We start from the raw sequence: 11640 nt of genomic DNA, 5'->3' as shown, positions 1-11640 counted from the left end.
AGGAACGACCGTGCATAACGTCGTGATCAGCGGCACCGGCCTGTATACCCCGGCCCAGAGCATCTCCAACGAAGAACTGGTGGAATCCTTCAACACCTGGTCGCAACAGTTCAACGCAGACAACGCCGCCGCCATCGAGCGTGGCGAGGTCGAGCCGGCGCCGCTCTCCGACGCGGCGTTCATCGAAAAGGCGTCGGGCATCAAGAGCCGCTTCGTCATGGACAAGGCCGGCATCCTCGACCCGCAGCGCATGAAGCCACGCCTGCCGGAGCGCTCCAACGACGAGTACTCCATTCTTTGCGAAATGGCCGTGGCCGCCGCCCGCCAGGCACTGGAGCGTGCCGGTCGTACCGCTGCCGACGTCGACGGGGTGATCGTCGCCTGTTCCAACCTGCAGCGCGCCTATCCTGCGATTGCCATCGAAGTGCAGCAGGCCTTGGGTATCCAGGGCTTCGGCTTCGACATGAACGTGGCCTGCTCCTCGGCCACCTTCGGCATCCAGAACGCCGCCAACAGCATCCAGCTCGGCCAGGCCCGGGCGATCCTGATGGTCAACCCGGAGATCTGCACCGGGCACCTGAACTTCCGTGACCGCGACAGCCACTTCATCTTTGGTGATGCCGCTACAGCCGTGTTGCTCGAGCGCGCCGACAAGGCCACCTCGAAGCATCAGTTCGACATCGTCAGCACCAAGCTGCTGACCTCGTTCTCCAACAACATCCGCAACAACTTCGGCTTCCTCAATCGTGCGGCGGAGGAGGGTGAAGGCACCCGCGACAAGCTGTTCGTGCAGGAAGGGCGCAAGGTGTTCAAGGAAGTCTGCCCGATGGTCGCCGAGCTGATCGGCAAGCACCTGGCCGAGAACGACCTGCAGCCGTCCGACGTCAAGCGCTTCTGGCTGCACCAGGCCAACCTGAGCATGAACCACCTGATCGTCAAGAAACTGCTGGGGCGTGAGGTGAGCGAGCAGGAGGCACCGGTGATTCTCGACCGTTATGCCAACACCAGTTCGGCCGGCTCGGTGATTGCCTTCCACCTGTACCAGGATGACCTGGCCGAGGGTTCGCTGGCGGTGCTGAGTTCGTTCGGGGCGGGGTATTCGATTGGCAGTGTGATTCTGCGCAAGCGCTGATAACGGCGGCGGCCTTTTCAGCAGACGAAAAAAAGCGGGAAGCGCCGGATGGGGTCGGCACTTCCCGCTGAGCTACGCAGGGGAGCGTTCTTTTAGAACTTGGCTTCCAGGTCGACCTGCAGGGTGTCGACGTCCGTGTCGGTGTTCGGCAGCTGCGAACGGTCGGTCTTGGCCATCAGGTAAGCCGCGCCGACAGCGAAGTTCTTGTCGATTTCGTAACCGACCTTGAACTTGTGACCACGGTTACCGGTGAAGCCGTTGCCGAAGTCGGAGTCGGTGAAGGCGCTGACCACAGCGTTGCGCTGCACGTCGCGGTAGTTGTAGTCCAGGCTCCAGGCGCCGAGCTTGGTCTTCACACCAGCCAGCCAGGCCTTGTCTTCGCCGTCGGTGCTTTCGGTGTTCTTCACGTACTGACCGTAGGCTGCCAGCGGGATGGCGAAGCCGGTGAAGTCGATCTGACCGAAGCCTTCCACCAGATTGAATTCGTTGGTGGTGTTGCCGAACTGACGCAGGGCGGCAGATTCCTTGTCGTTGTCGTAGCCGTAGATGCTGCCGCCAACGGTGACCTTGAGGGTGTCAGCCGGTGCGAAGCGGGCACCCAACTGGCCGTGGTACAGCTGGGCGTCGTGCTTGAACTGCACGCCGTCGCCGTCGACGTTGTCCTTGAGGGTGTACTGACCGGCGCTGCCGAACAGCTCGGCGCCGCCCAGGTTGGTCTTGTAGGTAACAGCCACACCTTCCGGGTTCAGGTCACTATCCCAGATGATGTCGCCCATGCTCACCCAAGGCTGCTGCATCTTGCCGCCGATCAGGTGCAGGTTCGGGATGGCGGTCGGGTGCCAGTCGAGGTAGGCCAGGTCGACCCACAGCGATTTCTTCTCGAAGTAGTTGTCCAGACTCTGGTTGGTCGAGCGGCCATCGGCGCTGCTGCCGGTGGCGATACGCACGCCAGCGTCAACCTGCGGGTTGATTTCGCTGTAGAAGCCGACGCGGGCACGGACGCGTTCGCGGTCCTGGTTGCCGCTGCCGCTGCGTGGGTTGTCGACGTTGACGTCTTCGTAACGCAGGCGCACGTCACCCTTGATCTGGGTCTTGGCGGCCCATGCCACTTTCTGTTCGAAGGAGCTCAGGCGTTCGGACTGTGCCTTCTGGTCGGCCTTTTCCTTGGTTTCTTTTGCCAGATCGGCCTGCAGTTCGCTGTACTGCGCCTGGTTGATCGAGCCGTTGGCGCGGAGCATTTCGAGCAGCTTGGCGTCGACTGCAGCACTGGCCGGGGCGCTCAGGGCCAGCATCATGCCGGTGAGGCTAACTCCGGTAAGTGTAGAAACAAGACGCATAAGGTTCTCCCTATTGGAAAAGTGTGGGGAGGCTTTTGTGCGCCCACCCCCAAGTTGGCATGTCTCCGGAAAAGGCCTGACTAGACAGGTTCTCGGCATCCGAAAAACAGGCGCAAGTATTGCGAGGGGGGATTACAGAATAATGTCTATTTAGTGGCACTGCTGTTAAGTAATTACTCACTTGGTTATAAGAACGGTCGTCGTCATTTGAGCGAACCGGCGCCTTTGGCGATACTGGCGACCTGTGTTCAGGGAGCCGAAGTCGTGACCAGCCTCTACAGTCTTGCCCACCTGCGTGACCTTCCGGCACTGTCCTGGGACGCGCTCGTGCCCGCCGGCCAGCCGTTTCTGCGCCATGCCTTCCTCAGCGCGCTGGAGGACAGCGGCAGCGTCAGCCGCCAGACCGGCTGGGCCGCCGAGCACCTGGTGCTGGAGCGTGATGGCGAGGTGCGGGCGTTGCTGCCTGCGTACCGCAAATGGCATTCGTTCGGTGAGTACGTGTTCGACCACGGCTGGGCCGATGCCTGTGAGCGTGCGGGTATCGCCTATTACCCCAAGCTGCTCGGGGCGGTGCCGTTCAGCCCGGTCAGTGGGCCGCGCCTTCTGAGCGCAGACCCTGCCGACGCCCTGCTGTTGCTGCAGGCATTGCCGAAGTACCTGGTCAAGGGTGAACTGTCCGGTGCGCACATCAACTTCACCGACAGCAGCCTGGACGAGCAGATGCTCGGCCAGCCGGGCTGGATGGAGCGCCTGGGCTGCCAGTTCCACTGGCGCAACCGTGGTTATCGGGATTTTCAGGACTTTCTCGACACCCTCAGCTCGCGCAAGCGCAAGCAGATGCGCAAGGAGCGCGAGCAGGTGACCGGACAGGGCATCGACTTCCAGTGGCTGCGCGGCCATGAGCTGGACCAGGCGCGCTGGGATTTCGTCTACCGCTGCTATGCCAACACCTATGCGGTGCGACGACGTGCGCCCTACCTGACCCGTGAGTTCTTCAGCCTGCTGGCCGAGCGCATGCCCGAGGCGCTGCGGGTGGTGGTCGCACGGCAGAACGGCCGCGACGTGGCCATGGCCTTGAGCCTGGTCGGGGGCGACAGTTTCTACGGTCGCTACTGGGGCTGCCTGGACGAATTCGACCGCCTGCATTTCGAGACCTGCTTCTACCAGGGCATGGACTACGCGATTGCCGAGGGGCTGCAGCGGTTCGACGCCGGTGCCCAGGGGGAGCACAAGCTGATCCGCGGGTTCGAGCCGGTGCTGACGCGTTCGTGGCACTACTTGCGCCATGCTGGGCTGCGGCGGGCGGTGGATGAGTTTCTGGCTCAGGAGCGAGACGGGGTGAGGGCGTATGCCGAGCAGGCACGGGAGATGCTGCCGTATCGGCGGGGTTGAGTGGGGTCTGTGCCGGCACTATCGCGGGGCAAGTCGGATCGCCGCACCGCCGCTCCCACAGGTACCGCGCTGTCCGTCAGTGCAACGCGCTACCTGGCCGGTTAGAACCCCTCAATCCACCCCGACGAACCCGCCGGTCTGGTGATGCCACAACCGCGCATACAGCCCTTGCTGGGCCAGCAGCTCGGCGTGGCTGCCGCTTTCGACGATACGCCCCTTCTCCAGCACTACCAGACGGTCCATCCGGGCGATGGTCGACAGGCGGTGGGCGATGGCGATCACGGTCTTGCCCTGCATCAGGGTTTCCAGGCTCTCCTGGATCGCTGCCTCGACTTCCGAGTCCAGCGCCGAGGTCGCTTCATCCATGATCAGGATCGGCGCATTCTTCAACAGCACGCGGGCAATGGCGATGCGCTGGCGCTGGCCGCCGGAGAGCTTGACCCCGCGCTCGCCTACATGGGCGTCGAAGCCGGTGCGGCCCTGGGCGTCGGACAACTGCGGGATGAACTCGTCGGCCCGGGCGCGGCGCACGGCCTCCCAGACTTCCTCGTCGCTCGCGTCCGGTCGGCCATACAGCAGGTTGTCGCGGATCGAGCGGTGCAGCAGCGAGGTGTCCTGGGTGATCATGCCGATCTGCGCACGCAGGCTGGCCTGGTTGACCTGGGCGATATCCTGACCATCGATGAGGATGCGCCCGCCCTGCACGTCGTACAGGCGCAGCAGCAGGTTGACGAGCGTGGACTTGCCCGCACCGGACGGGCCGATCAGGCCGATCTTCTCGCCCGGGCGAATATCCAGGTTCAGCCCATCGATGACCTTGCCACCCTTGCCGTAGTGGAAGTCGACATCGTCGAAACGTACGCCGCCACGGCTGACCTTCAATGCCGGGGCATTGGGTGTGTCGGTGACCGAGACCGGCTGGGCAATGGTCTGCAGGCCATCCTGGACCATGCCGATGTTTTCGAAGATGCCATTGACCACCCACATGATCCAGCCGGACATGTTGACGATACGGATCACCAGGCCCGTGGCCAGGGCAATGGCGCCGACGCTGATCAGCGACTGGCTCCAGAGCCACAGGGCAAGGCCGGTGGTGGCGACCACCAGCAGGCCGTTGAGGGTGGTGATCACCACATCCATACTGGTGATGACACGTGAGGCCAGTTGCGTCTTCTCGGTCTGTTCGCTGATCGCCTCGCGGGCGTACTGCTGTTCGTAGTCCGTGTGGGCGAACAGCTTGAGGGTGGCGATGTTGGTGTAGCCATCGACGATCCGCCCCATCAGTTTGGAGCGTGCGTCCGAGGACACCACCGAGCGTTCCTTGACCCGCGGCACGAAGTAGTAGAGCGCGGCGATATAGCCGACGATCCAGACCAGCAGCGGAATCATCAGGCGCCAGTCGGCCTCGGCAAACAGCACCAGCGAGCTGATCGCGTAGATCAGCACGTGCCACAGCGCATCCACCGCCTGCACCGCCGAGTCGCGCAGCGAGTTGCCGGTCTGCATGATGCGCTGGGCGATGCGCCCGGCGAAGTCGCTCTGGAAGAAGTTCAGGCTCTGCTTGAGCACATAGGTGTGGTTCTGCCAGCGGATCAGGCTGGTCATCCCCGGGTTGATGGTCTGGTGCACCAGCAGGTCGTGCAGGCCGAAGAACACCGGCCGCAGCAACAGGACCACCACCAGCATCCAGATCAGCTCGCCGCTGTGCTCACTGAAGAAGTTGACGTTGGGCGTGCCCTGGGCCAGGTCGATGATCCGGCTCAGGTAGCTGAACAAGGCCACCTCGATCAGCGAGGCGACCAGGCCGACCACCAGCAAGGCGAGAAAGCTCGGCCAGACCTGGCGCAAGTAGTACAGGTAGAACGGCCAGACCGTGCTCGGCGGCGCCTCGCTGGGCGCCTCACGGAAGATGTCGATCAGTTGTTCGAAGCGACGGTACAGCATGGAAACTCCTGTTGATCCCGCTCGCGGGCGGCGTCACATCCTGTGAGACCCGCGATCAATCGATACGTTTGGCCGACTTGATGTAGACCGGATCGGCCGGTACATCGCGCATGCCTTTCTTGACGGTGGTGGGGGAGTTGACGATCTGGTCGACCACCTCCATGCCCTTGGTCACCTTGCCGAACACGGCGTAGCCGCGGTCACGACCAGGATTGAGGAAGTCGTTGTCGGCCACGTTGATGAAGAACTGGCTGGTGGCCGAATTCGGATCCGAGGTGCGGGCCATCGACAGCGTGCCGCGCGTGTTCTGCAGGCCGTTGCTGGCTTCGTTGCGAATCGGATCCTTGGTGCTCTTCTGTACCATCTGGTCGGTGAAGCCGCCGCCCTGGACCATGAAGCCCGGGATCACGCGGTGGAAGATCGTATTGTTATAGAAACCGCTGTCGACGTACTCCAGGAAGTTCTTCGTACTGATGGGGGCTTTTTCGGCGTTCAGTTCGATCTCGACATCGCCGAAGCTGGTAGTCAGCAGCACGTGGGGGGTCTTGTCGGACGCCATGACGCTGGCAGCGAAGGCGAACGAGCAGGCGGTCAGCAGGAGTTTCTTCAGCATGGGCTCAATGATCCTTGAGAGGTGGATGCGGCTGCGAGGAAACGCAGCAGGGTCTGGTTGAAGACCTCGGGTTGGTCCAGGGGCGTAGCGTGCCGCGAATCCTCGATGACCGCCAGTGTCGCATGGGGCATCAGGGCAACGTAGCGCGCTTTCTGTTGTATCGGGGTGTAATCGTGGTCGGCGGCGATCACCAGTGTCGGACACGGGATCTGCCCGATGCGTTCCTGCACACCCCAGTCGACGATGGCGTCGAAGCTCTTGAGGTAAGCGCGCTTGTCGTTGCGCGCCCAGCGCTCGGCCATCTTGCGGCGCAGTTCGCCTTGCTCGGGTTTGGGGAACAGGCGCGCGGCCAGGCCCTGGCCGACCGTCTCGACGCTGAGCAGGCGTGCCAGGCTCCAGCGCTTGGCCCACCAGATCCAGTGTTCGAGGTTGTGGCGCTTGACCTCGGGGGCGCTGTTGACGATGCACAGGCTGCGCAGCCTGTGCGGATGGTCGACGGCAAACTGGAAACCGACCATGCCGCCCATGGACAAGCCCACGAAGTGCACCGGGCCGGTGTCCAGATGGTCGAGCAGGGCCAGCAAGTCTTCGCTGAAGGTCTTGATCTGGTAGCCGTGGCGAGGCTTGGCCGACTGGCCGTGGCCGCGAATGTCCATCAGGATCACCCGATAGTGACGGCTCAGTTCCGGGACCTGCAGCTCCCAGTCCTGGCTGCTCGAACCGAGCCCGTGCAGCAGTACCAGAGGCTCGCCCTGGCCATGTTCCTCATAGTGCAGCAGGCATCCGTCACGTTCGAAACAGGCCATGGGCGCGGTCCTCTCAGGCTTGCGGGGGGGCTGCGAAGGGCACGTCCAGTGGCGCGGTGTCGAAATTGCGCAGCAGCTCGATGAGGATCTGCGTGGCCGGACCCAAGGTCTTTTCCTTGCTCGAGTAAAGGTAGAACAGCGGGTGTCGACTGCCACCCTGATCGAGCGGCAGAGGCTTTAGCAGTCCCTCGCGCAGTTCGCGTTCGATCATGTGCCGGGGCAGCCAGGCAAAGCCCAGGCCGCTGCCGACGAAGGTCGCCGCGGTGCCCAGGCTGCCGACGGTCCAGCGCTGTTCGGCACCCAGCCAGCCGACGTCGCGTGGCTGGCTGCGGCCGGAGTCGCGGATCACCACCTGCAACTGGCTTTCCAGGTCCTGGAACGTGATCTCTCGGCCCAGGCGATGCAGGCTGTGCTCGGGGTGGGCGACGGCGACGAACTCCACCGCGCTCAGCTCGGCGCCCAGGTAGCCGGGAATGTTGAAGCTGCTGATGGCAAGGTCGGCGATGCCTTCGTGCAGTACTTCCTCGACCCCGGACAGCACTTCTTCACGCAGGCGCACACGGCAGCCGCGGCTCTGCGGCATGAACGCGCTCAGTGCGCGCACCAGCCGGGCGCTGGGGTAGGCGGCGTCGACCACCAGGCGCACTTCGGCCTCCCAGCCCTGTTCCATGTGGTGAGCCAGGTCTTCGAGCTGGCTGGCCTGTTTGACCAGGTGCCGCGAGCGACGCAGCAGCACGCTGCCGGCCTCGGTCAGTACCGCCTTGCGCCCGTCGATGCGTAGCAGCGGCACGCCCAGTTGCTCCTGCATGCGCGCCACGGTGTAGCTCACCGAGGACTGCGAGCGATGCAGGGCTTCGGCGGCCTGGGCGAAGCCGCCGTGATCGACCACTGCCTGCAGGGTTCGCCACTGATCCAGGGTCACGCGCGGCGCTTTCATCTTCGGCTCCTGTTGTCCTAAGCTGCGCTCATCACAAGGAGAGCGCGAAATGAAGAAATGGTTTGCGGTACTGCTGACGTCCCTGCCCCTGAGCGCCATGGCCTATCCCATCGATGTGCAGAAGGAGATCGAAGGGGTCAAGCTCGACTACACCGCGTACGACACCGCCTACGACATCGGCAGCATCAGCCTGAACAACTACGGGCAGGTGCCGGCTGCCTGCAAGGTCACCATGCGCAATGGCCCCGAAGCGCCGAGAGTGCGTCGGGTCAATGTGCCGGCCGGCAAGAGCGTGGATGTGACGGCCAAGTTCAACCGGCAGATCATCAAGCTGCGCATCGACCTGAGCTGCAAACCGGAATAAAACCAATTAATCGATAGATTGAACCCACTTTTTACGCTTTTTTATCGACAGGTCAAGTCTTAATCTCACCTCCATCGAATCGCAACCCTATTTGCCGATGGAGGCACCCCATGTCCCGCGTACTGATCATCGAAAGCAGCGCCCGCCAACAGGATTCCGTTTCCCGTCAACTGACCCGCGACTTCATCCAGCAGTGGCAAGCGGCGCATCCTGCCGACGAGATCAAGGTACGCGACCTGGCGGTCAACCCGGTGCCGCACCTGGACGCCAACCTGCTCGGCGGCTGGATGAAGCCTGAAGAGCAGCGCAGCGCGGCTGAAATCGATGCGCTGGCCCGCTCCAACGAGCTGACCGATGAGTTGCTGTCCGCCGATGTGCTGGTGATGGCGGCGCCCATGTACAACTTCGCCATCCCCAGCACACTCAAGGCCTGGCTCGACCATGTGCTGCGTGCCGGCATCACCTTCAAGTACACCCCGACGGGCCCGCAGGGGCTGCTCAACGGCAAGCGTGCGATCGTCCTGACTGCCCGCGGCGGTATCCACGCCGGCGCTGCCAGCGATCACCAGGAACCCTACCTGCGCCAGGTGATGGCCTTCATCGGGATCCACGAGGTGAACTTCATTCACGCCGAGGGCCTGAACATGAGTGGCGACTTCCACGAGAAGGGGCTGAACCAGGCCAAGGCGAAGCTCGCCGCAGTGGCTTGAGGCGCGAGGCGTCCACGAATTCCCAACCCTGACACCTGTTGCTCCTTTGGGTGTATGTGCCCGGTCATGCGAATGGCCGGGCTTTTTTTTGCGCCAGGCTCAGTGCAGGTCCGCCGCGTCCCTGCGCTGCTGCGCCAGCTCCATGAAGGCGCTCATCGCCGAGGTCGGCAACGAATCCTGGCGACGGATGAACACAGTGGACACGCGGGAGAATTCCGCGGGTAGTTCATGGCAGCGAATCGCATGGCGCACGCTGCAGTTCTGCGTCACCGACCTGGGCAACAGAGTAACGCCCATTCCGGCCGAGACGCAGGTGAGGATGCCATCCAGGCTGCCCATTTCCATGATCTGGTTGGGCACCAGGCCCATCCGATAGAACCAGTTCTCCAGCGTCGATCGGTAGAAGCAGCCGCTGCGAAACACCAGCACTGTCTGCGAGGGCATTCGCGCCATCAAGGTGTCGAGCGAATCGAACTGGTCGCTGCTTACCAGCACCAGTTCCTCGCTGAACACCTCTTGCTGGGCAAGCATCGGATTCTGGTGAAACCCTCCGACGAAAGCGCCATCGATCCGGTGGGACTCGATGGCCTTGATCAGTTCGGCAGTGGTGCCGGTGAGCAACGACAGTTGCACATCGGGATGCTGCTCGCGGTAGCGGGTGAGGATCTTCGGCAGGCGAATGGCGGCAGTGGTCTCCATCGAGCCCAGGCGCAGCGGGCCGTTGGGTACACCGGTATCGAGCAGGGCGCTGCGGCTTTCTTCGGTCAGTTGCAGGATGCGCCGGGCATACCCGAGAAACGTCTCGCCCGCGACCGTGAGCACGACGCCGGATTTTCTGCGGATGAACAGCTCGCGCTTGAGTTCCGCCTCGAGCTCCTTGATGCGCATGGTCACGTTGGACTGCACGGTGTTGATCCTGACCGCAGCCGCGGTGAAACTGCCCAGCTCGGCCACGGCGCAGAAGATCTTCAACTGGCGCATTTCCATGGGGACTACCTATCACTGATGATGATTGATGGGGTGTTTATGCATCATTTCATGATCGGTTTTCCAGTGGCTTGGAGGCGACCGGGCCAGACTGCTGGTTCACGATCAGTGATGGAATTCATCATTTATCATCATTTGTGAAAATTCATGGGTGCGCTTAAGGTCAACTCTGGGCTCGCTCCCCGCCAACGGACATGCGCACCCGCCATGAGCAACCCATGATGAGCAACCTCCATGACCACTGACATCCAGGCTTTGCTGAACGTCCGTTTCCCCATCATCCAGGCGCCCATGGCGGGCGTTTCTACGCCAGCGCTGGCGGCGGCGGTATCGAATGCGGGTGGTTTGGGGTCGATCGCGATCGGCGCGAGCTCGGTCGAGCAGGCTCGCCAGTGCATACGCGAAACCTTCGCGCTGACCCAACAACCGTTCAACGTCAATCTGTTCTGCCACCGCCCGGCGCTGCGAGATGACGAGCGCGAGGACGCCTGGCTGCAGGCGCTCGAAGCGCGCTTTGCCGAGTTCCAGGCCCAGCCGCCGAAGGGCCTGCGGGAAATCTATCGCTCGTTCGTCGAAGACCCCGAGATGCTGCAGATGCTGCTGGAAGAAAAACCGGCAGTGGTGAGTTTTCATTTTGGCCTGCCGCCGCAGTCGTTCATCGAGGCGCTGAAGGCGGCCGGTATCGTGCTACTGGCCTGCGTGACCTGCGTGGACGAGGCGCTGCAAGTGCAGCAAGCAGGGGTCGATGCACTGATCGCCCAGGGTTACGAGGCGGGCGGTCATCGCGGGATATTCGATCCTGAGCATGACGACGAATCGAGCACGCTGGAGTTGGTGCGCCTGTTGGCCGAGCAGGTTCGACTGCCGATCATCGCAGCTGGCGGAATCATGGATGGCACAGACATCGCCAAGGCGTTCGCGCAGGGCGCTTGTGCGGCGCAGTTGGGTACAGCGTTCTTGCTGTGCCCGGAATCGTCGGCCAACGCGGCCTACCGTGAGGCGCTGAGCGGGCCACGGGCGCGGCAGACGCAGATCACCAGCGCAATTTCCGGACGGCCTGCGCGGGGTATGGTCAACCGGGCGTTCGAGGTGAAGAGTGCTGCGGGCGTGCCGGATTATCCCCGCGCCTACGATGCCAACAAGGCACTCAATAGCGTGGCGACTGCCCAGGGCTGCAGCGACTTCGCCGCACAATGGGCCGGTACCGGCGCCCACCGGGCGCGCGCCCTGCCGGCCGCGCAGCTGGTCGAGGTGCTGATGGCCGAGCTCGACGCGCAGCGCTGACAGGCAAGCTCTGGCTGGAGCAACTGTCTTGTTCAAAATCCAAAGACCAGCCCAATCCCTGTAGGAGCGGGCTTGCCCGCGAAAAGGTCTCCGCGGTGGATGGCATCGGCTGTGCCGGTGTTCGCGGGCAAGCC

11 protein-coding genes are annotated in these 11640 nt (G+C 63.1%); 5 read left to right on the top strand and 6 right to left on the bottom strand.

Going from position 1 to position 11640, the window contains the following annotated elements; genetic code table 11:
• Window positions 1-10: 10 nt before the first annotated feature.
• Window positions 11-1132: a beta-ketoacyl-ACP synthase III gene (locus ACPZMI_RS06970; protein ID WP_186711840.1), complete on the top strand. Its 1122-nt coding sequence runs from the start codon at window positions 11-13 to the stop codon at window positions 1130-1132.
• Between the two features lie 92 nt (window positions 1133-1224).
• On the opposite strand, the gene ACPZMI_RS06965 is transcribed toward ACPZMI_RS06970, so the two are convergent.
• Window positions 1225-2469 carry a putative porin gene (locus tag ACPZMI_RS06965; RefSeq protein ID WP_426351942.1) on the bottom strand — a complete coding sequence of 415 codons (1245 nt, stop codon included), beginning with the start codon at window positions 2467-2469 and terminating at the stop codon, window positions 1225-1227.
• A gap of 264 nt (window positions 2470-2733) precedes the next feature.
• Between ACPZMI_RS06965 and ACPZMI_RS06960 the strand changes: the two genes are divergently transcribed.
• On the top strand, window positions 2734-3861 hold the full coding sequence (locus ACPZMI_RS06960; protein WP_426351941.1) for a GNAT family N-acetyltransferase: 1128 nt from the start codon (window positions 2734-2736) through the stop codon (window positions 3859-3861).
• Between the two features lie 111 nt (window positions 3862-3972).
• On the opposite strand, the gene ACPZMI_RS06955 is transcribed toward ACPZMI_RS06960, so the two are convergent.
• From ACPZMI_RS06955 to ACPZMI_RS06940, 4 genes are read right to left on the bottom strand one after another with little or no spacing between them, the layout of a single operon-like run.
• Window positions 3973-5805: an ABC transporter ATP-binding protein gene (locus ACPZMI_RS06955; RefSeq protein ID WP_426351940.1), complete on the bottom strand. Its 1833-nt coding sequence runs from the start codon at window positions 5803-5805 to the stop codon at window positions 3973-3975.
• 55 nt (window positions 5806-5860) lie between these two features.
• Complete coding sequence (locus tag ACPZMI_RS06950; RefSeq protein WP_186666876.1) at window positions 5861-6418, bottom strand: peptidylprolyl isomerase; 558 nt, start codon at window positions 6416-6418, stop codon at window positions 5861-5863.
• On the bottom strand, window positions 6412-7224 hold the full coding sequence (locus ACPZMI_RS06945) for an alpha/beta fold hydrolase (RefSeq protein WP_186666875.1): 813 nt from the start codon (window positions 7222-7224) through the stop codon (window positions 6412-6414). The genes ACPZMI_RS06950 and ACPZMI_RS06945 overlap by 7 nt, the downstream gene beginning before the upstream one ends.
• 13 nt (window positions 7225-7237) lie before the next feature.
• Window positions 7238-8161, bottom strand: a complete 924-nt coding sequence (locus ACPZMI_RS06940) for a PA3225 family LysR-type transcriptional regulator (protein ID WP_186666874.1) — start codon at window positions 8159-8161, stop codon at window positions 7238-7240.
• Between the two features lie 49 nt (window positions 8162-8210).
• Here ACPZMI_RS06940 and ACPZMI_RS06935 point away from each other — a divergent pair, with 49 nt between their 5' ends.
• Together ACPZMI_RS06935 and ACPZMI_RS06930 are read left to right on the top strand one after the other, a co-directional pair.
• Entirely contained in the window at window positions 8211-8525 is a 315-nt protein-coding gene (locus ACPZMI_RS06935) for a hypothetical protein (RefSeq protein WP_054893296.1), read from the top strand.
• A gap of 110 nt (window positions 8526-8635) precedes the next feature.
• Entirely contained in the window at window positions 8636-9235 is a 600-nt protein-coding gene (locus ACPZMI_RS06930) for an FMN-dependent NADH-azoreductase (protein ID WP_426351939.1), read from the top strand.
• Between the two features lie 99 nt (window positions 9236-9334).
• Here ACPZMI_RS06930 and ACPZMI_RS06925 read toward each other — a convergent pair whose 3' ends face one another.
• Window positions 9335-10222 (bottom strand): LysR family transcriptional regulator, encoded by an 888-nt coding sequence (locus ACPZMI_RS06925; protein ID WP_426351938.1) that lies wholly within the window; start codon window positions 10220-10222, stop codon window positions 9335-9337.
• A 234-nt stretch (window positions 10223-10456) separates the two neighbouring features.
• Here ACPZMI_RS06925 and ACPZMI_RS06920 point away from each other — a divergent pair, with 234 nt between their 5' ends.
• Entirely contained in the window at window positions 10457-11506 is a 1050-nt protein-coding gene (locus tag ACPZMI_RS06920) for an NAD(P)H-dependent flavin oxidoreductase (protein ID WP_426351937.1), read from the top strand.
• Window positions 11507-11640: the final 134 nt, after the last annotated feature.

The organism is Pseudomonas wayambapalatensis (assembly GCF_049942315.1).
Lineage (GTDB): Bacteria > Pseudomonadota > Gammaproteobacteria > Pseudomonadales > Pseudomonadaceae > Aquipseudomonas > Aquipseudomonas wayambapalatensis.
This window is presented reverse-complemented; position numbering and strand designations above follow the sequence as displayed.